Here is a 25,873-nt window from a genome sequence, read left to right as displayed (position 1 = left end):
TCATCGGCGCTGGATAAAACCATCAAGCCGGCGCCCCCCCGCACGGGCCACTCTTTCGTTCACTCATCTGAACGGACGTGGCCCTGTTATGAAACGAATCAGCGTGATCGACTCCCACACCGGCGGCGAACCTACCCGCCTGGTGACGGCAGGTTTTCCCGACCTGGGTTCCGGCAGCATGGCCGAACGTCGGCAGCGGCTGGCTGAGCAGCATGATCGGTGGCGTGCCGCGTGTGTGCTCGAACCACGAGGCAGTGACGTACTCGTCGGCGCCCTGCTCTGCCAGCCCGTCGATCCGACCGCGTGTGCCGGCGTGATCTTCTTCAACAACAGCGGTTATCTGGGTATGTGCGGCCACGGCACCATTGGCCTGGTGGCATCGTTGGCCCATATGGGCAAGATCGGCCCGGGCGTGCACAGCATCGAAACGCCAGTGGGCACAGTGCAGGCAACGCTGCACGAAGACCATTCAGTGAGCGTACGCAACGTGCCCGCTTACCGTTACCGCAAGGCGCTGGCGCTCGAAGTGCCAGGTGTTGGAACGGTGGTCGGCGATGTGGCTTGGGGTGGCAACTGGTTTTTCCTGATCGCCGAGCATGGCCTGCGTGTGGCCGGTGACAACCTCGATGCATTGACCGCGTATACCTTTGCCGTGCAGCAAGCGTTGGAAGCCCAGGGCATTCGCGGTGAAGACGGCGGGCTGATCGATCACGTCGAGCTGTTCGCCGATGACGAACACGCCGACAGTCGCAACTTCGTCCTCTGCCCCGGCAAAGCCTACGACCGCTCACCCTGCGGCACCGGCACCAGTGCCAAACTGGCGTGCCTGGCGGCTGACGACAAATTGCAGCCGGGACAGATCTGGCGCCAGGCCAGCGTCATCGGCAGCGAGTTCGAGGGTTCATACGAACTTCAGGGCGAGCGCATCGTGCCGACGATTCGCGGTCGTGCCTACATCAGCGCCGAAGCCAGCCTGATCATCGAACAGGACGATCCATTCGCTTGGGGCATTCGCCCGTGAGTGAAGGCCTGATCGCCGATGTGATCGTGATTGGCGCCGGCATCATCGGCGCCGCCTGTGCCCAGGCGCTGGCCCGCCGTGGCTTGCGCGTGCTGGTGGTGGACGCCGGCATCCCCGGTGCGACAGCGGCAGGCATGGGTCACCTGCTGGTCCTGGACGACAACCCGGCCGAACTGGCGCTCAGCCAATATTCCCTGCAACGCTGGCGCGAACACGGGCCGGATCTGCCCGACGGCTGCGCCTACCGCAGCAACGGCACCCTCTGGCTGGCGGCCAACGCCGAAGAAATGACGGTCGCCCACAGCAAATACCTGAACCTTCAAGCTCAAGGCGTTGCCTGTGAACTGATTAGCCGCCGTGCGTTGCGCGAGCGCGAACCCGAGTTGCGCGAGGGCCTGGAAGGCGGTTTGTTAATCAATGGCGACGGCATTCTCTATGCCCCGGCGACGGCTAACTGGATGCTCGACACGACGAACATCCAGCAGCTGCGGGCGCGAGTCAGTGAAGTCGATGGCAACCGTGTACGCCTGGATGACGGTCGCTGGCTGAGTGCCGAAGCCGTGATTCTGGCCAACGGCGTTCAGGCCAACGAGTTATGCCCGGAATTGCCAATCGAACCGAAGAAAGGCCACTTGCTGATCACCGACCGCTACCCCGCCAAGGTCACGCACACCTTGGTGGAGCTCGGCTATGTCACCAGTGCCCATAACGCCTCGGGCCCCTCGACGGCTTGCAACATTCAACCTCGACCAACCGGGCAATTGTTCATCGGTGCCTCGCGGCAATTCGGCACCACTGACCCGCAGGTCGAAGGCTGGATGCTCGCCAAAATGCTCAAGCGTGCGATCGAATACATGCCGGGGTTGGCGCAGCTCAATGGCATCCGCGCCTGGACCGGTTTTCGCGCCGCCAGCCCCGACGGCTTACCGCTGGTGGGTCAGCACCCAAAGCGCAAGGGCCTGTGGCTGGCCGTCGGCCACGAAGGACTGGGCGTCACCACGGCCCCCGGCACGGCCGATTTGCTGGTCGCGCAACTGTTCAACGAAACATCGCCGCTCGCCGCACATCCATATCTGCCGCAGCGTTTTCTGGGAGAGCCCGTTTATGCCTGAATTGATGCTCGATGGCCGTTCCCTGCGCGTTGCCGAGGGCACCAGTGTCGCGGCCGCGCTGGCATTGGGAAGCGACGGTTGCAGTCGGACTTCGGTCAGTGGTCAACGCCGCGCGCCCTTGTGCGGCATGGGTATTTGCCAGGAATGCCGGGTGACCATCGACGGTCGACGCCGTCTGGCCTGCCAGACACTGTGCCGTGACGGCATGCAAGTGGAGACACGCACATGAGCGAATATGCCGACGTGCTGATTATCGGTGCCGGCCCTGCCGGTATGGCCGCCGCCCTCGCCGCCGCGCCTGGCGGTGCACGTATCGTCATGCTCGACGACAACCCCGCGCCGGGCGGACAAATCTGGCGCGACGGGCCTCAGGCCAATTTGCCGACGCTGGCCCGTGATCTGCGTGATCAACTGCAGCGCTGCGACAACATCCGCGTCCATTCCGGGGCCCGGGTGATCGCCTGCGCCGGGCCGAAGCAATTATTGGTCGAAGATGCTGATCGTGGCTGGCTGATTGCCTACGACAAACTGATTTTGTGCACCGGCGCCCGTGAGTTGCTGCTGCCCTTCCCCGGCTGGACACTGCCCGGCGTAACCGGCGCGGGCGGCCTTCAGGCATTGATCAAGGGCGGCCTGCCGGTACAGGGTGAACGCGTGGTGATCGCCGGTAGCGGGCCGTTGTTGTTGGCCAGCGCCGCGACCGCAAAACACAAGGGTGCCCGGGTGCTGCGCATCGCCGAGCAGGCTTCAACGGCGGCAGTCGCCGGGTTCGCCGCACAACTGCCGCGCTGGCCCAACAAACTGCTGCAGTCGTTCACGTTGTTCGATCGCCATTACCGCACCGGCACCCACGTGTTGGCGGCGCTGGGAACCGAGCGCCTAGAAGGCGTGCGCCTGCAACAGCAAGGGAAAATCGTCGAACTGGAATGTGATCGCCTGGCCTGTGGCTTCGGCCTGATCCCCAACACTCAAATTGGCCAGGCCCTGGGCTGTGATCTCGATGGCCACGCCCTCGCGGTCGATACCTGGCAAGCCACCCGCCGCGTTGATCACTATGCCGCAGGAGAATGCACGGGGTTCGGTGGCAGTGAACTGGCGTTGGTCGAAGGTGCGATTGCAGGTTACGCAGCGGTCGACGACCGTCAGGCGGCTCAAGCATTGTTCTCTCGGCGCGCGCGGTGGCAGGGATTCGCCAATGCGCTGAACCAGGCATTCGCGCTCGGCCCGCAACTCAAGTCGCTGGCACAACCCGACACCCTGCTATGCCGCTGCGAAGACGTACCCTACGCGGCGCTCGCCGGGCACGCGGACTGGCGCGAAGCCAAACTGGCCAGCCGCTGCGGCATGGGCGCTTGTCAGGGTCGAGTGTGTGGCGGCGCCTTGCAGCACTTGTTCGGCTGGCAACCCTCGGTGCCACGCCCGCCGTTCAGCCCGGCACGGATCGAGACCTTGTTGTGCCTGGACGACAACCCGCCCGTTTGAATACCGGGCCAGGGCTTTCGATAGCCGGCCCGAGTCTTTATGATCCTCGGCATTGCCACCAGACGCCCAGCGCCATGTATGCCTCGCTCACGACGTTCAAACCCTGTGACCTGCCAACCCTGTTGAGCAGCTTGCAGCCGATTGCGCCGCTGCTCGACACCTTGTCCGACGTGGTGTTTTTCATCAAGGACAGCGAGGCCCGCTACGCGTTCGTCAACCAGACCCTGGCCCGACGTTGCGGCTTCAAACACCCTGACGAGTTGCTTGGGCTCACCGCCGACAGGGTCTTTCCCGAGCGTTACGGCCCGCTGTACACCGAACAGGATCGGCGCGTGCTGTCCACCGGCCGCGAACTGGCCGATCAACTCGAACTGCATCTGTATTTCGGCAATCAGCCAATGTGGTGCCTGACCCACAAACTGGCCCTGCACGATGAACAGGGCCGCATCGTTGGCCTGGCGGGCATCTCCCGCGACCTGCAACTTCCCCAGTCCAGCCATCCGGCGTTCCCGAAACTCGCTGCGGTGGACGCGCATATCCGCAAGCATTTCGCCCGCCCTATCAGCCTCGCCGAATTGACCGCGATTGCCGGGTATTCCGTGGCGCAACTGGAGCGCCACTGCAAACGCGTGTTCCAGCTCACGCCACGGCAGATGATTCACAAGGCCCGGCTGGAAGAAGGTTCGCGGCTGTTGTTGCACACCGACCTGCCCATCACAGAGATCGCCCTGCGCTGTGGTTACACCGACCACAGTGCCTTCAGCCGACAGTTCCGCGCCTTGACCAGCCTGGCGCCGAGCCAATACCGCGACAGCCGCCGTTAAGGTGTTCCTTTAAGGCGCGTCATGGGGCGACTGTGCTCCCTTCTGTAACACCTTCCTGATCCGCACCCTCTCGCCTCTACCGACTCATCGTCGCGCAACCCGTCTGATTCAAGGGCTGGAAATTAATTCTGGTCTCGGGAGGAAAACAGGCACGTCCATTGCTATTGTTAATATCGTATACGAAATCCCCAATACGATATCTGACGACACTACAACCACAACGAGGCCTCTATGAAAAACCCCGCATTTGCCGTAGCCCTCAGCGCTGTCCTCAGCACTTCCTTCATCGCCACCGCCCAGGCTGACAAGCTCGACGATATTATCGGTTCGGGCAAGCTGCGTTGCGCCGTGACCCTGGACTTCCCGCCGATGGGGTTCCGCGATGAAGGTAACAACCCGGCCGGGTTCGACGTGGACTACTGCCGCGACCTGGCGAAAGTCCTCGGGGTCGAAGCCGAAGTGGTTGAAACCCCCTTTCCTGACCGCATTCCGGCGCTGATCTCCGGGCGCGCCGACGTGATCGTTGCGTCAACCTCCGACACCCTGGAACGGGCCAAGACTGTCGGCCTCACCGTGCCGTACTTTGCCTTCCAGATGGTGGTGCTGACCCGCGACAACACCGGCATCAACAGCTTCGCCGATATCAAAGGCAAACCCCTGGGTAACACCAGCGGCACCTATGAAGCCATCGCCCTGGAAAAAGACGTGAAGAACTGGGGCAGCGGCACCTTCCGCGCTTATCAGTCGCAGAACGATACGTTGCTGGCCGTCGCTCAGGGCCACATCGACGCAACCGTCGTCACCAATACCGTGGCCGCCGCCACCATCAAGTCGGGCAAATACAAGAACCTGAAGGTCGCCGGTAACGCACCGTACACCATTGACTATGTCTCCCTGGGTGCCAAGCGTAACGAGTATGGCTTGCTCAACTACCTGAACCTGTTCGTCAACCAGCAAGTCCGTAGCGGCCGCTACGAGGAACTGTTCACCAAATGGGTCGGCACCGAGATCAAGCCTTCCGACCTGACCGTGCCCAAGGTCTACTACTAAGATGTCCGGCATGCCTGGGGCCACTTCCCTTTCCGGTCGCAGTCTGGTCGCGGGCGCCGCACAAGGCGCCCTGCTGTTCGCCGATGTCGGGCTGAGTTTCTGGGGCGGCGTTGACCCGTTCAGCGGTGAGGTCATCGACCGTCATCACCCGCTCAGCGGCGAGCATTTGGCCGGTCGTGTGCTGGCCATTCCCAGCGGTCGCGGCTCGTGCACTGGCAGCAGTGTCCTGATGGAGTTGATCAGTAATGGTCACGCACCGGCCGCACTGGTGCTGGCCGAACCCGATGAGATTCTGACCCTGGGCGTGCTGGTGGCGCAGACCATTTTCGAGCGTTCCCTGCCGGTGCTGTGCATCGGTCAGGAGGCCTTTGCCGCCTTGCGCGTCAAGGCGTTTGCCCGTGTCGAGAATTCATCGGTGACACTGTTCGAACACCTGCCCGGCGATGCCTGGCAGGCACTCGAAAATTCATCGCAAACCGTCGAAACAAGCGCCTCGATCGAGCTCACTGTACTCGACCGGGCGCTGCTCGATGGCGAGCATGGCAAGGCGGCACAAATTGCCATGCAAATCGTCCTGCGCATGGCCGAACTGCAAGGTGCCCGATGCCTGGTGGATGTCACTCAGGCGCACATCGACGGCTGCATCTATACCGGCCCGGCCAGCCTGCGGTTTGCCGAACAGTTGGTGCAGTGGGGCGCAAAAGTGCGGGTGCCGACGACCCTCAATTCAATCTCCGTCGACCAGCGTCGTTGGCGAGAATTGGGCATCGATCCCGCGCTTGGGGTACCGGCCAGCGCTTTGGGTGATGCCTACATGGCAATGGGGGCGCAGCTGAGCTTTACCTGTGCGCCCTACCTGCTGGACAGCGCGCCGAAGGCCGGTGAACAGATCGTCTGGGCCGAATCAAACGCTGTGGTTTACGCCAACAGTGTGCTCGGTGCACGGACGCTGAAGTACCCGGACTACCTGGATATCTGCATCGCCCTGACCGGTCGCGCGCCCTTGATTGGCTGCCATCTGGACGCTCAACGTAAAGCCCGTTTGCACATTGAGTTACCCGCATTGGGTGAACTGGATGACGCGTTCTATCCGCTGCTCGGTTATCACATTGGCGCGCTGGCGGGCAGCCGGATTCCGTTGGTGTATGGATTGGAACGGCGCACGCCAAACCTGGATGACCTGAAAGCCTTCGGCGCGGCGTTTGCCACCACCTCCGCCGCGCCGTTGTTCCATATCGCCGGTGTTACCCCGGAAGCCCTCGACCCGACACAGGTTCTGGAGCCGGATCAAACCCTGCCGGTGGAAACCATTCGCTTGAAGGACCTGCTGCACAGTTGGCGCAAGCTCAACAGCGCCCGCGAAAACCGGGTGGATGTGGTCTCGCTGGGCAATCCGCATTTCTCCCTCAGCGAGTTCGCTCACCTGGCGCGACTGTGTCGCAATCGGGTCAAGCATCCCGACGTGGTCCTTGCCATCACCTGCGGCCGCGCGGTGCTGGAGCAGGCGCGCGAGGCTGGGCACATCAGCGTGATCGAAGCCTTCGGCGCAACCCTCGTCACGGATACCTGCTGGTGCATGCTCGGTGAACCGGTGATCCCGCTGGACGCCAAAACCTTGATGACCAATTCGGGCAAATACGCCCATTACGCACCCGGCCTGGTCGGTCGAAAGGTGCACTTCGCCAACCTTGCCGAATGCGTCGATGCAGCCTGCACCGCTACGGCCAGCGGACGCTTGCCCGCCTGGCTGCAACCGGCTGTCCACCTGGAGAACACCGCGCATGTTTGATTACACCTTCCAATGGCGCTCGGCCCTGCGCGCCCTGCCGGACATGCTCGCCGGGGCGGTGGTCACCTTCGAGACCGCCGCCTTGTCGATGATCTTCGGTGTGCTCATCGCCCTGGTCCTGACGGTGATGCGCGAAGCCAAAAGTCCGTTGTTGCGCGGCTTCGGCAACGGCTGGGTGTCGATCGCCCGCAACACCCCGTCGCTGTTCCAGGTCTACGTCCTCTACTTCGGCCTTGGCTCGCTGGAACTGCATGTCAGCTCCTGGTTTGCACTGCTGGCGGGGATCACCTTCAACAACGCCGGCTACCTCGCGGAAAACTTCCGCGGCGGCCTCAAGGCTGTGCCCGGCACACAAGTGCGGGCCGCACGTTCGCTGGGCATGAGTGCCTTCCAGACCTACCGGATGATCATCGTCCCGCAGTTGCTGCGGATCGTGTTCTACCCGTTGAGCAATCAAATGGTCTGGGCGGTGTTGATGACCTCGCTGGGGGTGATTGTCGGCCTGAACAATGACCTCACCGGGGTGACCCAGGACTTCAACGTCAAGACGTTCCGCACCTTCGAATACTTCGCCATTGCCGCGGTGCTGTATTACCTGATTGCCAAGGCGATCGTCGCGACGGCCCGGCTGATGGCCTGGCGGCTGTTCCGTTACTGAGGACCTGACCATGTTTACCACCAGTTTTTCCTGGAATGACCTGCAGTTTCTGCTCAATGGCGCCTGGGTCACTCTGCAACTGACGTTCTGGTCGATCATCCTCGGCTCTGTCGCCGGGTTGGTGTTCGGCTTGTTGCGGGCGCTGCTGCCACGCGCCAGCCTGCCGCTGGCCTGGGTGCTGGACGTGTTTCGCAGCGTGCCGCTGTTGATTCAGTTTGTGCTGTTCAACTCGCTAAAGAGCATCGTCGGTCTGGACATCAGCGCTTTCAGCGTTGGCTGCATCGTGCTTGGGGTCTACGCCGCCGCGTACTTCACCGAGATCGTGCGCGGTGGTGTGCTCGCGGTGCCGTTTACCGTGCGCCGCGCCAGTCGCTCGCTGGGCCTGAGCTTCTTCCAGGACCTGCGCTGGATCGTCCTGCCGATCGCCACGCGCGTAGCGTTTCCCGGTTGGCTGAACCTCGTGCTCGGTGTGATGAAAGACACCGCGCTGGTGATGTGGATCGGCATCGTCGAGTTGCTGCGCGCCTCGCAAACCATCGTGACCCGCATCCAGGAACCGTTGCTGGTGCTGTGCATCGCGGGCCTCATCTATTACGTCATGAGCCTGGTGGTTGCCCGCCTTGGCGCTCGTCTGGAAAGAAGGTGGCAAGAAAATGATTGAGATCGACAACGTACACAAATCCTTCGGCAACCTGGAGGTGGTCAAGGGCGTGAACCTGACCGTGAGCAAGGGTGAAGTGGTGTCGATCATCGGTGGCTCGGGCTCGGGCAAGTCGACCCTGCTGATGTGCATCAACGGCCTGGAGCCGATTCAGAAAGGCAATATCCGCGTGGACGGTGTCGAGGTTCACCACAGCGCCACCGACCTCAATCGCCTGCGGCAGAAGATCGGCATCGTGTTCCAGCAATGGAACGCCTTTCCGCACCTGACCGTGATGGAGAACGTGATGCTGGCGCCGCGCAAAGTCCTCGGAAAAAGCAAGGCTGAAGCCGAGGAGCTGGCGGTGCGGCAACTGACCCACGTGGGGTTGGGTGACAAGCTCAAGGCCTTTCCCGGCAAATTGTCCGGCGGTCAGCAGCAGCGCATGGCCATCGCCCGCGCCCTGGCCATGTCACCGGATTACATGTTGTTCGACGAAGCCACCTCGGCCCTCGATCCGCAACTGGTGGGCGAAGTGCTGGACACCATGCGCATGCTCGCCGAAGACGGCATGACCATGGTGTTGGTGACCCACGAGATTCGCTTCGCTCGCGACGTGTCGGACCGCGTGGCGTTTTTCCGCAATGGCCTGGTGCACGAGATCGGCACGCCCGAGCAAGTTATCGGCAACCCGGTGCATGCGGAAACCGCGGCCTTCCTTAAGTCAGTGAAATAACCGACGGCCCCATCGCGGGCAAGCCCGCTCCCACAGTGATCGGTGTCTGCCACCGATTTTGTGTACACCCGCAAACCTGTGGGAGCGGGCTTGCCCGCGATGAGGCCCTAACAGGTAACAAAAGGATCAAGTCATGCGCTCATCGAAAGTCATACATGTCGTCAGCTGCCACGCCGAAGGCGAAGTCGGTGATGTCATCGTTGGGGGCGTTGCCCCGCCACCAGGCGCCACCGTGTGGGAACAATCTCGCTGGATCGCCCGGGATGAAACCCTGCGCAATTTCGTGCTCAACGAACCACGCGGGGGAGTATTCCGCCACGTCAATCTGCTGGTGCCGGCCAAGGACCCACGGGCGCAAATGGCCTGGATCATCATGGAACCGGCAGACACCCCACCGATGTCCGGCTCCAACTCGCTGTGTGTCGCCACGGTGTTGCTCGACACCGGTATTCTGCCGATGACCGAACCGCAAACCCGGCTGGTACTCGAAGCCCCGGGCGGGCTGATCGAGGCCGTCGCCGATTGCCGCGATGGCAAGGTCGAGCGGGTGGAAATCAAGAACGTACCCTCCTTCGCTGACCGTCTTGATGCGTGGATCGAAGTCGAAGGCCTGGGCTCACTGCAAGTTGACACTGCGTACGGTGGCGACAGTTTTGTGATCGCCGATGCCAAGCGCCTGGGGTTCTCCATCCGTCCCGACGAGGCGGCTGACCTGGTCGAGGCCGGGCTGAAAATCACCCGGGCGGCCAACGAACAACTGGGCTTCGTACATCCGCTGAACCCCGAGTGGTCGCACATTTCCTTCTGCCAGATCGCCGCGCCCATCGTCCATGAAAACGGCATCGCCACTGGCGCCAATGCGGTGGTGATTCAACCCGGCAAAATCGACCGCTCACCCACCGGCACCGGCTGCTCGGCGCGCATGGCGGTGTTGCAAGCCAAGGGTTTGATGCAGGTGGGCGATCGTTTTATTGGCCGCTCGATCATCGGTTCCGAGTTCCACTGCCGCATCGATTCGCTGACGGAGGTGGCCGGTCGACCGGCGATCTACCCGTGTATTTCCGGACGAGCCTGGATCACCGGGACTCATCAGTTGCTGCTCGATCCGAGCGATCCATGGCCACAAGGCTACCGACTGTCTGACACCTGGCCTGGCGCCTGATCCCTGCCGTCGAAACACTGACCAACGGCTAGCAAAAACCCCTTGTAACCCGAAAAAAGCGCTAGCCGAATTTACTCACTTGCAATATCGTATACGAAATACGAACGAACCCATCGGAGGCAACAATGAGCAAACGCATTAACTGGAGTGGCGTCTTCCCCGCGGTGACCACTCAATTCAACGACGACTTTTCCATCAACCTGGAAAAAACCCATCAGGTGATTTCCAACGTGATCCGTGACGGCGTGTCGGGCCTGGTGGTGTGCGGTTCCGTGGGGGAAAACACCTCGCTGACCGCCGAAGAAAAAATCGCCGTGACCGAAGTCGCGGTCGACGCCGCTCGCGGTCGCGTTCCGGTGATCTGCGGAGTAGCTGAGTTCACCAGTGTGGCCGCCGCCAAAGTCGCAAACGCAGTACGCCGTGTGGGCGTCGACGGCGTCATGCTGATGCCGGCACTGGTCTACGGCTCCAAGCCGTTCGAAACCGCCGAGCATTACCGTTACGTGGCAAAAAACGCCGACGTACCGCTGATGGTCTACAACAACCCGCCGATCTACAAAAACGATGTCACCCCGGACATCCTGATATCCCTGGCCGACTGCGACAACGTGGTGTGCTTCAAGGACTCCTCTGGCGACACGCGCCGTTTCATCGACGTGCGCAATGAAGTCGGTGATCGTTTTGTGCTGTTCGCCGGTCTCGACGACGTGGTGCTGGAAAGCATTGCGGTGGGCGCCGAAGGCTGGGTCTCGGGGATGTCCAACGTGTTCCCCAAAGAAGGCGAAACCATCTTCCGCCTGGCCAAGGCCGGTCGCTTCGCCGAAGCCATGCCGATCTACGAATGGTTGATGCCGATCCTGCACCTCGACGCCCGTGCCGACCTGGTGCAGTGCATCAAGCTGTGCGAAGCCATCGCCGGTCGCGGCAGCGCGCTGACCCGTCCACCACGCCTGGCCCTGCCGGAAGCTGACCGCGTGTTCGTCGAGCAGATCATGGCCAAGGCCCTGGCCAACCGTCCGGAGCTGCCGGACGTCGGTCTCTGAGTGATTGCCGGGCGGGCCCTTAGGGGCCCGAACCGGCTGCCTGTTTTTGCGCCCCCACAGGAAACGTCAGCATGTCCAATCCCCCAAGCTCGTCCAGCGCAACCACAACTTCGGGACTCAAGCGCGTCGTGGCCGCCGCCATGGCCGGCACCGTCGCCGAATGGTATGAATTCTTTCTCTACGGCACCGCCTCGGCACTGGTCTTCGGCCAGTTGTTCTTTCGCCAGACCGGCAACCCGGTCGACGGCATCCTCGCCGCCTTCGCCTTGTACGCCGTCGGGTTTCTCGCCCGTCCGTTGGGTGGCCTGGTGTTCGGTCACTACGGTGACAAATTCGGCCGCAAGCGTCTGCTGCAACTGAGTCTGGTGGTGGTCGGCATCACCACGTTCCTGATGGGTTGCCTGCCCGGTTTCGATCAGATCGGCTATGCAGCGCCGGTGTTGCTGGTGCTGTTGCGGTTGATTCAGGGGTTCGCTTTTGGCGGTGAATGGGGCGGTGCGATTCTGTTGGTGTCCGAACATTGTCCGGACAATCGTCGAGGCTTCTGGGCCAGTTGGCCGCAGGCCGGTGTCCCGGCCGGCAACCTGGTGGCCACCCTCGCCCTGTTGCTGTTGTCGTCGACCCTGTCGCAAGAACAATTCCTCGCGTGGGGCTGGCGCGTTGCATTCTGGTTTTCGGCGGTGGTGGTGCTGATCGGCTACTGGATTCGTACCAGCGTCGATGACGCACCGATCTTCAAGGAAGCCCAGGCCCGGCAGGCGCAAAACAAGCATCAGCAACTGGGTGTGGTCGAAGTGTTGCGTCACCACTGGCGCGCCGTGTTGGTTGGTATCGGTGCGCGGTTTGCCGAGAACATCCTCTATTACACCGTCGTGACCTTCTCGATCACCTACCTGAAACTGGTGGTGCACAAGGACACGTCACAGATCCTGTTGCTGATGTTCGGCGCGCACTTGCTGCACTTCTTCCTGATCCCGCTGATGGGGTATCTGTCTGACCTGGTCGGGCGTAAACCGGTGTACCTGACCGGCGCGGTGCTCACGGCGTCCTGGGGTTTTATCGGTTTCCCGATGATGGATACCGGCAACAACTGGCTGATCATGGCGGCCATTACCCTGGGCCTGGCCATTGAATCGATGACTTATGCGCCCTACTCGGCGCTGATGGCCGAGATGTTCCCGACCCACGTGCGCTACACCGCGCTGTCCCTGTGCTATCAGATGGCGCCGATCTTCGCCGGTTCGCTGGCCCCGCTGATCGCCCTCACCCTGCTCAACAAGTACAACAGTTCGACACCCATCGCTTTCTACCTGGTCGGCGCCGCGCTGATTTCGATAGTTGCCGTCGGGCTGACGCGTGAAACCCGTGGCAAGTCGCTGCATCAGGTGGACAGTGAATCTGCGGCGCGGATTGCTGGCCTGGACAGCACCGAACCGGCCACCACTCGCCGAGGCGATTCGCTGGCCTGATCCCCCTTCCCCTACAGGAGTTTTCCATGCCCGAGATCATCGGCCACAACTACATCGGCGGTGCGCGCAGCGCCGCCGGTACTGTCACCTTGCGAAGCCATGACGCCAGCACCGGTGAAGCGCTGCCCTATTCGTTCATGCAGGCCACGGGGGAGGAAGTCGATGCCGCAGCCCAAGCGGCCGCTGCCGCTTACCCGGCATTTCGGGCACTGTCGGCGAGTCGGCGCGCCGAGTTTCTTGAGGCCATCGCCGCGCAACTGGATGCCTTGGATGATGACTTCGTTGCGCTGGTAACCCGTGAAACGGCGTTGCCTGCCGGGCGCATACAAGGCGAACGTGGGCGCACCAGCGGGCAGATGCGCCTCTTTGCCAAGGTCCTGCGCCGTGGCGATTTCTATGGCGCGCGCATCGACCGGGCCTTGCCCGAGCGTCAGCCGCTGCCACGGGTCGATCTGCGTCAGTACCGGATCGGCGTCGGCCCGGTGGCGGTGTTCGGCGCGAGCAATTTCCCGCTGGCCTTTTCCACCGCCGGCGGCGATACCGCAGCCGCCCTCGCAGCGGGTTGCCCGGTGGTGTTCAAGGCTCACAGCGGGCACATGGCGACCGCCGAGCGGGTGGCCGATGCGATCCTGCGCGCCGCCGAGCAAACCGACATGCCCAACGGCGTGTTCAACATGATCTACGGTGCCGGCGTCGGCGAAGCACTGGTCAAGCATCCGGCCATTCAAGCCGTGGGGTTCACCGGTTCACTCAAGGGCGGTCGCGCCCTCTGCGATATGGCCGCCGCCCGGAAGCAGCCGATCCCGGTGTTTGCCGAAATGAGCAGCATCAACCCAGTAGTGGTGTTGCCCGAAGCGCTACAAGTGCGTGGCGAGAAAATCGCCAGCGAGCTGGTGGCATCGGTAGTCCAAGGTTGTGGTCAGTTCTGTACCAATCCGGGGCTGGTCATTGGCATTCGCTCCTCGACGTTCAGTGCGTTCACCGCAAGGCTGAGTCACTTGATGAACGAGCAGCCGGCTCAAACCATGCTCAACAGCGGGACACTCGCCAGCTACGGCACGGGTGTGCAAGCCCTGCTGCGCCATCCGGGTATCAGTCATCTGGCCGGCAAGGTCCAACAAGGCAATCAAGCTCAACCGCAGCTGTTCAAGGCTGACGTCAATCTGCTGCTTGATGGTGATCCGTTGTTGCAGGAAGAAGTGTTCGGCCCGACCACCCTTATCGTCGAAGTGGCCGACAAGGCAGAACTGCACCAAGCGCTGCACAGCCTGCACGGTCAGCTTACGGCCACATTGATTGCCGAGGCTGGCGACCTGCGAACCCATGGTGAACTGCTGCCACTGCTGGAACAAAAGGTCGGCCGCGTGCTGTTCAATGGCTACCCGACCGGTGTTGAAGTGTGCGATGCGATGGTGCATGGCGGGCCTTATCCGGCCACTTCCGACGCCCGTGGCACATCGGTCGGCACCTTGGCCATCGAGCGCTTTCTGCGTCCGGTTTGCTACCAGAATTGCCCGGATGCGTTGTTGCCCGAAGCGCTTCAAAACGCCAACCCGCTGGGGATCAATCGCCTGGTCGATGGCCATAACCACTGCGAACAGTTGTAAACCGAACGGGCGCCATTGGCGCCCGTCTTCTTTTAATCCAGCAATGCCTTCAAGTCGTTGTACAAGGCCTGCGGGATTTGCACCCCTTCCACCAGACTGCGCGCCCGCGCTTCATATCGCCGTTGCGACGGCAAGCGGGCACCTTGCCCTTGTATGCTTTCGAACAACGTTTCGGCACGCGCCAGGTGCTGCTCGGTGGCCTCGCCGAGAAAACGTCGCGGATCAAGTGCGATGATCAGCTCGCCATGGTACGGCGACGACTTGCTGCCAGCGTCATAGGCCAGCGATTCGGCACTGGTCAAGTCACCAATCAACGGCCCGGCAATCAGCTCCACCATCGCGGCCAGCGCCGAGCCCTTGTGCCCGCCAAACGTCAACATCGCGCCGGCATCGAGCACCACATTGGCATCGGTACTCGGTTGCCCGTCGGCGTCCACTCCCCACCCTTCGGGGATCGGCTTGCCGGCACGCCGATGCAGTTCGATATCGCCACGGGCAATCGCACTGGTGGCGAAGTCGAACACGAATGGATCTTTACCCGCACGCGGCCAACCGAACGCGATGGGATTGGTGCCGAACACGGGCTGGCTTCCCCCCGCAGGCGCGACCCAGGCATGGCTCGGATTGCAGGCCAGCGCCACCAGGCCGGCGGCGGTCAGTTGTTCGATCTCCACCCATAGTGCAGAGAAATGCACGCAGCGGTTAATGGCCAGCGCCGCAATTCCGTTTGCCCGGGTTTTCTCCTCCAACAGCGGCATACCGGCCTGGAAAGCCAGCTGCGAGAACCCACCCGCCGCATCGACACGCACGATCGAAGGGGCCTGATCGATCACCTGCGGCTCGGCATCGGCCCGCACTTTGCCGGCGCGCAGCGAATTGACGCAGCCCAGAATCCGGTACAAACCATGGGAGGCACAGCCATCGCGCTCGCCAGCAATCACCGTGGCGGCTACCGCTTGGGCGTGTGCAGCGTTGAAACCGTTGTGCAGCAGGATCGATTCGGCCAGCGTGCGGGCTTCGATCAGGGACAGTCGGATCATAATCAACTCCTTGGACAGACCGTCCAGACTGGCCCATTTCAAGCGTTGCGGCTTGATCGCTTTAGGCAAGGTTGATGACGAATTGGGCATACCCGTAGTGCCGTTACACCAAGCGATCACTCGGATTTTTCCTACACATCAGTGGCTTCATGCCTACAAAGTGTTGGCCTCTAGTGCGGCACTATCAGGCCATATTTCTATAATGAAGATCATTTGCGATGAATAAACCTTCGCTCCGCGCACTGGTTCTTGAGGACCATCCCTTTCAGCGAGCGTTTGCAGTCAAGGTACTCCAACACTTGGGGTGCACCGAGATCTTCCAGGCTGAAGACGGATCACAGGCGCTGGCACTGTTACAACAGGTGGGCGCCGTGGATATCACGCTGTGCGATCTGCGAATGAATGGCATGGATGGCCTGGAATTCTTGCAGCAGGCCAGCCACTCCAATTTGGTCGGCGCGATCATCATCAGCAGTTCGATGTCTTTGGATCTGCGGTATTCGGTACAGAAAATTATCTCTTTGTTGGGTATGCAGTTACTGGGCGATGTCGGCAAACCCCTGCTACCGGAAGTGTTGGCACCGTTATTGGAGAAGTACTCGGCCAGCTCATACAAGCCCTCCAGTCGAGCCCCGGACCTGGTCCTGCCTGATTGCCAGGAAGTCACCCAGGCCTTGCGTGACCATCAGATCAAGGCGTATTACCAGCCAAAAATCAATCTGCGTACCGGCGAGATGTATGGCGTCGAAGTACTCGCCCGGTGGCTACACCCCATCAAGGGAATTTTATCGCCCGCGGTCTTCCTGCCGACGCTTGAGCGGTGCGAGATGATGGACGAGTTACTGTTCGATCAGTTGAACCAGGCCTTGGCGCTGCAGAAACAATTGCGCGAAAAAGACATCGCCCTGAATTTCGCTTTCAACCTGCAAACGTCTCAACTGGTGGGCGGTCAACTGACGCAGCGGATCAAATCGATACTGGATCACTTCGACCTGCCAGGCGATGGCCTGACGTTTGAGTTGACCGAGGGCGGGCTTTTGGACGCTACAGCGGCCAGCCTTGAAACACTGGTTCGGCTTCGCATGATGGGTTGCCAACTGTCCATTGATGACTTTGGCGCCGGATTTTCCTCCTTGAAGCGTTTGTGCCAGTTGCCGTTCAACGAAATCAAACTGGATGGCGAGTTCGTGCGCACCTTGCACGAGCCACGCTGCCAGGCAGTTATCAGCAGCACGCTCGCACTGGGCGACTCATTGGGCATGTCAGTTGTCATCGAGGGGATCGAAACCCTGGAGCAACGAGACACGCTGCTTGATCTGGGTTGTTCAAGGGGGCAAGGATATTTTTATGCCAGCCCCATGAGCAGCGCAGATTTGCTGTCGCGTCTATCCCCTGCATCTCTCCCATGAACCCCGTGCAAACGCCAGAAACGACGAAGGCCCCATAGGGGCCTTCTTTTTTGCAGCACTGTTTCAGCAGGCAATGGCGTTAAATTCAACGCTATTGGAAGACAGGAGCAGCAGCGCCCTCCTCGGCATTGATGTTCAGCACCTGGGCACAGGATGGCGGCAAGAACAGATACGACTGCGCAACTTTATTGTCGTCGAACATCACCTTGTACTGGCAAACCATTGGCTCGCGGGTACCGGGCCGTGGGAATTTGAAGAGGTAGTCCCACTCGCGAACGTTGAACATCGCTTCGGAGAAGTGCGGCAAACCAATCAGTTCATAAAGCTGCGGCTTGGTCAGGCCGGGCACGACCTTGCGCAAGTTCTCCACGCTCACATAACTGCCTTCGGTACGGCTGGCATCCTTGAGCGCCGGGAACACTGGGGCACTGGACTTGCCATGATCATCAACATGGCTTCGATTGGTACCGCAACCTGCCAGCGTCGCGGCCAGGCAAGCGCTCAGAAACAGGCTCACCAGTGATGTATTGGGCTTTTGCATAAGATTCTCGACACGATAAATAGGGAAAGGAGCCCGGCCTGCGCCGGGCTCTGGATCAACGTGAAAGGGTTACCACTGATAACCCACACCCACCGATGCGCCGAAGTCGCGTTGGGTGTTGGTGGTGGCTTGCATTTTGGTGACCCACCGGCCGTTATCGGAGATCCGTGACACGCCCAACGCCATCGCCGATTCCCCGCGATAGGTGCCCAAGGAACCGGAGGTCATGCTTGCACCAGCGGTATACGGCTGAGGCAGTGCGGCCATGGCCATTGCACCGGCGATACCGGCACTCAAGTCGCTGTCCAGCTCTTTGATATTTTTGTTCAGCGAGTTGTAGACCGAATTGGTGTAGGCATTGGCGTTGTTGGTGGCGTCAGCCAATCCCTTGTTCAACTGGCTAAGGTTGACCGCGTCCGTCGGCGCCGTGCCGGCGGCCACATGGGTGATCTGTCGCTCGCTGCCCGCAGCGCCTACCGAAACACTGTTGGCGCGATCAGCCACCGAGTTGGCACCCAGCGCTACCGAGTTGTCCGCCTTGGCAGTGGAGCCATTGCCGATTGCCGTCGAGTTGTTACCCGCGGCAATAGCGTTGGTGCCGACGGCCGAACTGTTCTTGCCTGATGCCTTGGCACCCGCACCACCGGCCATCGAATCGTCGCCTGTCGCTGACGGTTTCGCCAGGTTGCTCGTGTTGTTGACCTGGAACATGCCGTCAGTGCCTTTTTGCAGGTTAGTGACATTCGTCACCGCCTGGGTCACACGGTTGTCGACGTCGGTCACCCGTTTGTCCTGATTCGCAACGGAGTTGTTGATCGAGCTGATCGAGTCATCGGTGTACTTCTTGGACTCGGCCACAGCGCCATCGAGCTGACGCAGGTTAACCGCATCGGTGGCTTCCTTACCGTCCGCGAGGTTGCTGAGTGTGCGAGTTTCGCCCGTTGCTGCGTTGCCGATGGAGGCCGTACCTGCGGTCTTGTTGTCGGCACCGGAGTACTTGCCGGTATAGTTTTCAGCACCACGACCGCCATCGCTGGCCCCGCTACCCAACGCAACGCTGCCATTGGCAGAAGCCTTTGCGCCTTCGCCCACGGCAACAGCCCCATTGCCCGCCGCATTCGCACCGTTCCCCGAAGCCACGGAGCCTGCGCCCGACGCTACGGCATTCGGCCCCATGGCAATCGACTCGGCCCCACTGGCCACCGAATCAGCACCCGAGGAGTTGGCACGGAAATACTTGATGCCCCCACCGTTGTTGATGGTGTTGAAGCTGTTTTCGATAGTCGTTACCCGATTATCGATGCCGGTAACCTGTCGGCCCAAGGCATACAACTGCGAACCGTTGACCGCATCCGTGGAGTTGGCGCTCAGATCTCCCGCACCCACGTTGGTGATCTTGTTAACGGTGACACCGCCATGGCTGGCACTGAAAGCCCCCAGGCTGGTATCCCACAGCAGTGCGTCATTTTTGAGGCTTGTGATGTTGGTGGTGTTGTTGCTCACTTGGTTATTGGTTTGATTGAGCTGCGACATGTTCACCGCATCGCTGTCATCTACACCGTTCGCCACGTTGGTGATCGTGGTGCCACCGGTGTGGGTGCTGCTGTCGTAGGTATTGCCACCCAGGGTAATGGTGTTATGGGTACTGTCGTCATATTTGACCACGTCGGCCACAGAGGCAGCGGCGCCCGCAGCGACGGCTTTCAATTGTTCGACGTTAACCGCATCGGCATCGTCTGCACCGGCGGAGAGGCCAGTGATGCGGCGGTCGCCGATGTTGACTTCGCCTGTTGCGGTCCCTGAGACCAGATAAGCCTTGTGCCCCAAGGTGCTGCCGTCTGCTACCGAGCCTGCGCCCAATGCGACGCTGCCGTCGTGGCTCGCTACCGCGCCCATGCCGATCGCCACTGCATCCCGACCTGACGCTACCGAGTCGGTACCGGTGGAGTTGGCATGGAAGTACTTGGTGCCGGTCTCGTAGAGGTTGGTCAGCGAATTACCCAGGGTGGTGATGCTGTTATTGGTTTGGGTCAATTGGGAGAAGTTCACCGCATCATTTGGCGCCTTGCCATCCGCCACGTTAGTGATACGGGTGCCGCCGGTGTGAGTGCTGTTGTCGTAGGTAGTGCCACCCAGAGTAATAGCGTTGTGGGTGCCGTCGTCATACTTGACCGCATCAGCGTCGACAGCGGCGATGGCCTGATTGGTCGCATGCAGCTGGCTGCCATTGATGGCGTCGGTGCTGGTGGAATTGACCTGGCCAGCCGCCAGGTTAATGATCTGGCGCTCGCCGTTGACCGAACCCACACTCACCACGCCAGTGGGTGACCCGCCCGCGTAGTTGTAGGTCGTGCCGTTGATGATGCCGGTGGGCGTGGCCACGACAGCTCTGTCGGTGCTGTTGTTGCCGAGCACTACGCTGTTGTCTTGCGTGGTGGTGATGTTATTGCCGACCACGAATGTGTTGTTATTCGCGATAACGTTTCCGTTGCCGAGGCTGTAGCTGCTGTTGCCGGATACGCCGCTAAAACTGACAGAGCTTCCGGACCCGATGGCACCGGATTTATTGCCGGTGACTACGTTCAGATCGCCGATACCGATGCTGGCTGTGCCCTCGGCACGAGCACCAGTACCCAGTGCGATGGCGCTGGCCCCGGAAGCTTTTGCTGATTCACCTATCGCAGTGGCCCTCGAATTATTCGCCACCGCCAGATAACCGATACCCGTGCTGTTGAAGCCCGATGCAGTGGTCCAAGTACCTATCGCGACCGCATTCGCACCTGAAGCAATCGGAGCATTACCGATACTGACAGCACTGTAGCCGGTGGCTTTGGTGCCTGAACCAATGGCAACCGTATAACCTTCAGACGCAATAGCCGAGAAACCCAAGGCCAAAGATTTCACGATACTGGTGTTACCGCTCACTCCCGAAGTTGCGCCTTGACCAATTGCCATAGTTTCCGTCCCGTAGGCGGCCGCCCCGGTCCCGAGCGCGATGGCGTTGTACATTTGGGCCTTCGAGTTCTTGCCGATGGCTATCGCGCCGCCTATGTGCCCATCGGGCGCTATAGCGCCATTAGCGTTCGCACCACTACCCAGCGCCAGGTCATCCACCTCTGATGCGCTGGCTTTCTCGCCGCATGCGAGAGCATTGTCCCCAGAGGCCGTGGGCGCCGTCACCCATGTGCCATTGATCAAACAGGTATTGCCTGCGTAAGCAACGTTTAGGGAGCCGGCGCCAAACAACAATGCTGCAGCGGCAAGCTTAGTTACCGAATTGATCTTCTTGTGGCCGCTGGCCGCAACGCTCCCGATAAACAGTTCCACGCTCGACGCAGCGGCAGTGGTTGCGTCGCGGGGGGCGCCTAAACGATTGGATTTGGTCTTGGCAGTTGCAAGTTCCGAAGCAACACCCCAAGTATTGAGTGCCGCATTCCAAACCAACCTGAATATTTTGTTCATTACGCTACATTTCCTGCTGAGGGGGCTTGGGCCCACAGATGAACTACCCGAGGCCATGGGGCGACTGTAGATAAGTTCATTGGTGTTTAATGTAGGAAACTTCCTAGCGTTATTACCTCGCTAACATATTTCGGCGCACTACTGGCCCACCTGATTTTGTTAGGAAATTTCCTACAAGTAGTTGGCTTTCGCCTTACATTTCCAACAATAGGATGATGTAACTGAACATCGACGAGAGGTGCTTGATAGAGTTGATGTTAGGCCGCGATAGTTTTAATTAAGTTGACGTGCAAGGGCGGCTGTTTTTTCTATCAGGCACACTTGGCCATTCATGCTTCGCTGAGCGAGCATCGCAGGAAGTCTTCTATTGGTTAAAACGAGGGGCACTAGGGGCGATACAAGGAAATTAACGGCTTTGTAGTGTTCTGGTGTTCCCTGGCGAATCCGGCATAAACCCAGTTTATGCCGTGATTGATTTCCGGCCCGGTCAAAACAACCGGCCTTTCGGCCTCTGCGTTCAAGCCACGTAGAGGCTCAGCTTCTCGGCCAATTGCTCCATCTCTTGTTGCAGCTCATCCACCGCTTGAGCCAATTGAGAGGTGTCGCGGCCATTGCAAACCTCTTCAAGACGTTCACAGCACTCGATCAGTCGTTGCGCCCTGATGATTCGCGCGCCCCCCTTCACTCGGTGAGCCAGGTCAGACAATGCATTCAGGTCGTGTTGGGTAAACAACTTGATCAGCCGCGCCATGTCTTCTTCGTTCGCGGTGGACAGATCATCAATCAGGCTATTGATCGACGCTTTATCTCCCCTGGTCAGTTGCTCGACACTGGTCAGGTCAATCTCGTTGCTGCGCTGAATCGAGGTCTCCACCTCACTGCGTACAACAGGCACTACGGCATCCAGGCACGACTTCAACTCCTCCAGCCCGATAGGCTTGAACAGGCAGTCGTCCATACCCGCCTTGATGCAACGGGTCCGCTCTTCCTGTTGGGCGTTTGCGGTAAAACCCAGAATCAAACACGGTGCGAGGCCTTTGGTGTGTTCCTCTTCGCGAATGGCTTGAGTCAACTGATAGCCATTCATCACCGGCATGTTGCAGTCGGTGATCACCACATCGAACCATTGACTGCGCCAGGCTTGCAGACCCAGCCTGCCGTCTACGGCATCACTCACCCGGTGTCCCAGGTGGCTCAGTTGCTGAGACACCAGAAGTCGATTGGCAGGATAGTCGTCAACCACCAACACATTCAGCACCTGATGTTGCGCGGCAGTTTCATGCGGCATCATCCCGGGCAGTTCAGCCAGTGGTTCCAGCGTTGGCAGACTCATGAGTACTTCAACCTTTGTACCCTTGCCGAAAACGCTGCTCATGAGCAAACGCCCACCCATCATTTCGCACAGCGTCCGACTGATCACCAACCCCAACCCGGAACCACTGCGCCCGGATTGAGTGTTGTTGCTTGCCTGGGTAAACGGGCTGAACAAGCTCTGCTGATCCTCCTCCGAAATGCCGATACCGGTGTCTTCAATGACGAGGGCGACGGCCATGAACTGCGGATTTTTGGCGGGGCGTGCCTGCATGCTCAATCGCACCTGGCCGTCCTGGGTGAACTTGATCGCGTTACTCAGCAGGTTGGAAACAATCTGTTTGAAGCGTAAAGGGTCAATGAGCACATCACTCTGCATCTGGAAGTCCAGATCCAGTAGCAGGCTCAGACGCTTTTGCCGGGCGACACCTTCGAACACCCGCAGTACCGACTCCAGAAGCTCACGCAAATTGGCCCTCTCTGGCGACAGCGACAAACGCCCGGACTCGATTCGGGCGATGTCCAGAATATCGCCGATCAAATCCAGCAGGCCACGAGCAGCGCCAGACGCAACTTCAATCGCAAACCGGTCCGTTACGCCTTGATCGGCCTTTTTCATCGCCAGCTCAAGCATGCCGATGATTGCATTCATAGGCGTGCGGATTTCATGGCTCATCGTCGCCAAAAACAGACTTTTGGCCCGATTGGCATCATCGGCATGTTCCTTGGCCTCATCGGCGATCTCCTTCGCCTCACGCAATTGCCCGACAAGTGCCTGGCGTTCACTGATGTCAATCCATCCAGCAATCACCCCACCTACTTCGCCATTACTGTCGCGATAAGGCAGCATCCAGTGATAAATCTCCAGTTTACGGCCATCCAGCATCGTTATTTCACGGTCTCGAACCATCGGCGAGCCCCTGCTGATGATCCGCTGAAACTCCTCCTCGTAACTCCTTGCGTCCTCAGGGCAGAGCAACTTCACTTTGGTCTTTCCAACCACATCCTCGCGCTCGACCCTAAAGGCATTGAGGTAACTGGAATTACAAATCAACAAAACCCCATTGCGGTCCCGGATGTAGATCGGATGGGGTGTTCCATCAATCAAGACCCGCATAAATTCCAGTTGCTCGTTGAGTGCCCGCTCAGCCTCATCGCGCCTGCGCAACGCCACCTTCATATAGGCGATCCATATCAGCGCCAGCGCCAACAACACCAACACGCCACCAATAGCCTGGATGAAGAGCGTTCTGTTACGCGTCCAATAGCTGTCTTCGATCAACACATCGTTACGCCAGCGATTCGTTACTTCATCCATTTCCTCGGGTGGAATGCTCAGCAACGCCTTGTCGAGAATGGAATGGAGCTCCAATGCCCCGCGGCTTGTCGCGAAGGCCATGCGCGCAAAGTCGTTACCGATGGTGCTGACGACTCGTAACTGCCCGTCAAAATGATGATTTACCGTGTAATTGCTGATGATCAGCGGACCAACCATTGCATCCGCTTCACCATGCAGGACCAGACTCATAGCATGTTCAGAGTTGTCAGCATCGACGAGCAGGATCTTGGGAAAGTTGGCCGCCAGCCATTCGTGCATGCCCGTACTGCGAGCCAGCGCCAAGCGTTTGCCAGCGAGTTTTTCGGGCGCAAATGAAATGTCGGTGTTCGCTTTGGCAATCAGCACATAGGGCGAAGACAAGTAAGGTCGTGTGAAATGCAAGGCACGCTCGCGCTCCGAACTCGGAGTGAGCGCGGCTATAATTTCGGAATCATTTTTGCCAACATTTTCCACCATCGCAGCAACCGACGGCATTACCCGAATATCAAATTTCAACCCTGTGCGCAGCGATACTTTGCTCAACACATCATGGGCAATACCTGCGTAGTCGCCATTCTTGTTAAAAAATGACAAAGGCGGATACCCCCCCACGACATTGACCCGAACACTGGGGTGCTCATCCAGCCATCGCTGCTCACTGCTACTGAAATTCAGACGCCGCTTGCCTGGCATGCTCTCCCCGCCCGCCCCCCAACGGTTCATGATTTCCATGTGTGCACTCGCTGGAATCGCGTCTACGGCTGCATTGACGACACGAATCAGGGGTTGGTTTGCGCTATTCATGGCAAAGCTGAAGTCGCGAACTTCCATGCGGGAGAAGTCCGCTAACTCGACATTATTTAAAAAATTATTATTGATCAGGTAATTGGCGCTAACAGAATCACCGAGATAAACATCCGCCTGGCCAAACGCTACAGCACCAATGGCACCCAGCATGGAGGGATAAAGCTGCAAGGTGGCTTTAGGGTAAAAAGCGCGGACGGAATCAGGCGACAGGTAGTGGTAAAGCATGGCAATGGTCTTGCCGTTCAGGTCTACCGGCAAATCACTGCTGTCGCCCTTGCGGGTGACCAATGTGGGCTTGTCGTTGGAATAGGGATGGCTGAGCACAATGTTCGGAGACTGCGTCTCGAACTCATTGGCCGTCCCGACAAAATCCACTTCTCCTTTTCTGACCGCGTCCAGCACTTCGCCGCGACTGTCATACCGGCGAATCTCAACCTTGACCCCCAGGAGCTCGGCAATCAACTGCGCATAGTCAACCGTCATCCCTTCCATCTGATCATTATTGATCGTCATATCGAACGCCGCGTAATCGGGAGCCGAGGCCCCCAATACCAATACGGCCTTTGAGCGCAACCAACGCCAATCTCTCCCGTCGAGTGTTACGTGATAAGCACCGTTGACACTGGAACGACCCAACACGCTCAGCGTGCTGGGTTGTGCTTCTACTGGAGAGGTGAAATTGGCCGTGATTACAAGCACGACCAGCGACAGACAGTATGAAAGAGACTTCACCATTTAAAGCAGATCGTTGCGTTTGGCAAAATCTGCCAGATAAACAACGGACGTGACATTAAGCTTCTCGATCAACCGCGCCTTGTAAGTGCTGACGGTCTTGTTACTCAAGAGCATGATGTCACCAATTTCTTTATTGCTGAGCCCATTCGCCAGTTGTTTGAGAATCGCCAGCTCTCTGTTCGAGAGCGTACTAATCAACTCCTCATCGGTTGCGCTTCCATCGCTGCGGCGAACAGAAAGGGCTTGTATATCCGGAAAATAGCTATAACCGGACATGATGACTTTGACACCCCTGATCAGCTCATCAAGACCATCGGTTTTGGAGATGTAGCCCGCCGCACCGGCACTCATGCACCGCATGGAATAAAATTTTGCAGCCAAAGAAGTCAATACCAGAATCTTTGTGCGGACCTCCAACGCTCGAATACGTCGAATAACTTCCAGGCCGTCAAGCTTCGGAATGGTGATGTCCAGCACAACCAGGTCGGGCTCATGAGCAATGACCAGTTGAACGGCATCGGCGCCATTATCAGTTTCCGCGACGACTTCAAAACCTTCATGCGCCAGAAGCATTTTGACTGACGAACGTATAAAAGGATGATCATCTACAACGATTACTTTTAACATGTTAGTCCTTGTTGGCTCCCACTATAACCA

At 59.5% G+C, this 25,873-nt stretch carries 20 protein-coding genes; 15 read left to right on the top strand and 5 right to left on the bottom strand.

Annotated features, from left to right (window positions below; all coding sequences use genetic code 11):
- Nucleotides 1–88 precede the first annotated feature (88 nt).
- From C7534_RS23375 to C7534_RS23310, 14 genes are all read left to right on the top strand, one after another.
- Nucleotides 89–1,021 (top strand): 4-hydroxyproline epimerase, encoded by a 933-nt coding sequence (locus C7534_RS23375; protein ID WP_109787175.1) that lies wholly within the window; start codon nucleotides 89–91, stop codon nucleotides 1,019–1,021.
- Nucleotides 1,018–2,133 (top strand): NAD(P)/FAD-dependent oxidoreductase, encoded by a 1,116-nt coding sequence (locus C7534_RS23370; RefSeq protein ID WP_109787174.1) that lies wholly within the window; start codon nucleotides 1,018–1,020, stop codon nucleotides 2,131–2,133. Before C7534_RS23375 ends, C7534_RS23370 begins: the two co-directional genes overlap by 4 nt.
- Nucleotides 2,126–2,362, top strand: coding sequence for a (2Fe-2S)-binding protein (locus tag C7534_RS23365; protein WP_109787173.1), 237 nt, complete (start codon nucleotides 2,126–2,128; stop codon nucleotides 2,360–2,362). The genes C7534_RS23370 and C7534_RS23365 overlap by 8 nt, the downstream gene beginning before the upstream one ends.
- On the top strand, nucleotides 2,359–3,615 hold the full coding sequence (locus C7534_RS23360) for an NAD(P)/FAD-dependent oxidoreductase (protein ID WP_109787172.1): 1,257 nt from the start codon (nucleotides 2,359–2,361) through the stop codon (nucleotides 3,613–3,615). Before C7534_RS23365 ends, C7534_RS23360 begins: the two co-directional genes overlap by 4 nt.
- Nucleotides 3,616–3,689: 74 nt before the next feature.
- Nucleotides 3,690–4,439 (top strand): AraC family transcriptional regulator, encoded by a 750-nt coding sequence (locus C7534_RS23355; RefSeq protein ID WP_046027198.1) that lies wholly within the window; start codon nucleotides 3,690–3,692, stop codon nucleotides 4,437–4,439.
- Nucleotides 4,440–4,670: 231 nt separating this feature from the next.
- Nucleotides 4,671–5,489, top strand: a complete 819-nt coding sequence (locus tag C7534_RS23350) for an ABC transporter substrate-binding protein (RefSeq protein WP_046027197.1) — start codon at nucleotides 4,671–4,673, stop codon at nucleotides 5,487–5,489.
- Between the two features lie 10 nt (nucleotides 5,490–5,499).
- A complete protein-coding gene (gene lhpI / locus C7534_RS23345; protein ID WP_109787233.1) occupies nucleotides 5,500–7,278 on the top strand; it encodes a cis-3-hydroxy-L-proline dehydratase in 1,779 nt (592 codons plus the stop codon).
- Nucleotides 7,271–7,936 (top strand): amino acid ABC transporter permease, encoded by a 666-nt coding sequence (locus C7534_RS23340; protein WP_109787171.1) that lies wholly within the window; start codon nucleotides 7,271–7,273, stop codon nucleotides 7,934–7,936. The genes lhpI and C7534_RS23340 overlap by 8 nt, the downstream gene beginning before the upstream one ends.
- A gap of 10 nt (nucleotides 7,937–7,946) precedes the next feature.
- A complete protein-coding gene (locus C7534_RS23335) occupies nucleotides 7,947–8,597 on the top strand; it encodes an amino acid ABC transporter permease (protein ID WP_046027195.1) in 651 nt (216 codons plus the stop codon).
- On the top strand, nucleotides 8,590–9,312 hold the full coding sequence (locus C7534_RS23330; RefSeq protein ID WP_046027194.1) for an amino acid ABC transporter ATP-binding protein: 723 nt from the start codon (nucleotides 8,590–8,592) through the stop codon (nucleotides 9,310–9,312). The genes C7534_RS23335 and C7534_RS23330 overlap by 8 nt, the downstream gene beginning before the upstream one ends.
- A 133-nt stretch (nucleotides 9,313–9,445) precedes the next feature.
- On the top strand, nucleotides 9,446–10,474 hold the full coding sequence (locus C7534_RS23325) for a trans-3-hydroxy-L-proline dehydratase (protein ID WP_109787170.1): 1,029 nt from the start codon (nucleotides 9,446–9,448) through the stop codon (nucleotides 10,472–10,474).
- A gap of 125 nt (nucleotides 10,475–10,599) precedes the next feature.
- A complete protein-coding gene (locus tag C7534_RS23320) occupies nucleotides 10,600–11,517 on the top strand; it encodes a dihydrodipicolinate synthase family protein (RefSeq protein WP_046027192.1) in 918 nt (305 codons plus the stop codon).
- A gap of 71 nt (nucleotides 11,518–11,588) precedes the next feature.
- Nucleotides 11,589–12,986, top strand: coding sequence for a fosfomycin efflux MFS transporter AbaF (gene abaF, locus C7534_RS23315; RefSeq protein WP_109787169.1), 1,398 nt, complete (start codon nucleotides 11,589–11,591; stop codon nucleotides 12,984–12,986).
- A gap of 26 nt (nucleotides 12,987–13,012) precedes the next feature.
- Nucleotides 13,013–14,593: an aldehyde dehydrogenase (NADP(+)) gene (locus tag C7534_RS23310; protein WP_109787168.1), complete on the top strand. Its 1,581-nt coding sequence runs from the start codon at nucleotides 13,013–13,015 to the stop codon at nucleotides 14,591–14,593.
- A 32-nt stretch (nucleotides 14,594–14,625) separates the two neighbouring features.
- Here the strand turns inward: C7534_RS23310 and C7534_RS23305 are convergent, their stop codons facing one another.
- A complete protein-coding gene (locus C7534_RS23305; RefSeq protein WP_046027845.1) occupies nucleotides 14,626–15,633 on the bottom strand; it encodes an Ldh family oxidoreductase in 1,008 nt (335 codons plus the stop codon).
- A 218-nt stretch (nucleotides 15,634–15,851) separates the two neighbouring features.
- On the opposite strand from C7534_RS23305, the gene C7534_RS23300 reads away from it, so the two are divergent.
- Nucleotides 15,852–17,042, top strand: coding sequence for an EAL domain-containing response regulator (locus tag C7534_RS23300; protein ID WP_109787167.1), 1,191 nt, complete (start codon nucleotides 15,852–15,854; stop codon nucleotides 17,040–17,042).
- A 91-nt stretch (nucleotides 17,043–17,133) separates the two neighbouring features.
- Here the strand turns inward: C7534_RS23300 and C7534_RS23295 are convergent, their stop codons facing one another.
- From C7534_RS23295 to C7534_RS23280, 4 genes are all read right to left on the bottom strand, one after another.
- On the bottom strand, nucleotides 17,134–17,583 hold the full coding sequence (locus C7534_RS23295; RefSeq protein ID WP_109787166.1) for an outer membrane protein assembly factor BamE: 450 nt from the start codon (nucleotides 17,581–17,583) through the stop codon (nucleotides 17,134–17,136).
- A 69-nt stretch (nucleotides 17,584–17,652) separates the two neighbouring features.
- Nucleotides 17,653–21,045: a YadA-like family protein gene (locus C7534_RS23290; RefSeq protein WP_158283933.1), complete on the bottom strand. Its 3,393-nt coding sequence runs from the start codon at nucleotides 21,043–21,045 to the stop codon at nucleotides 17,653–17,655.
- Between the two features lie 517 nt (nucleotides 21,046–21,562).
- The gene (locus C7534_RS23285) at nucleotides 21,563–25,216 is read right to left on the bottom strand and encodes a transporter substrate-binding domain-containing protein (RefSeq protein WP_109787164.1); all 3,654 of its coding nucleotides are present in this window, start codon (nucleotides 25,214–25,216) and stop codon (nucleotides 21,563–21,565) included.
- Complete coding sequence (locus C7534_RS23280) at nucleotides 25,217–25,843, bottom strand: response regulator transcription factor (RefSeq protein ID WP_046027186.1); 627 nt, start codon at nucleotides 25,841–25,843, stop codon at nucleotides 25,217–25,219.
- Between the last annotated feature and the right edge of the window lie 30 nt (nucleotides 25,844–25,873).

It is taken from the genome of Pseudomonas sp. OV226, from assembly GCF_003148705.1.
GTDB lineage: Bacteria > Pseudomonadota > Gammaproteobacteria > Pseudomonadales > Pseudomonadaceae > Aquipseudomonas.
Note: the sequence above shows the minus strand (reverse complement) of the source record. Positions and strands in the feature narration are given on the sequence as shown.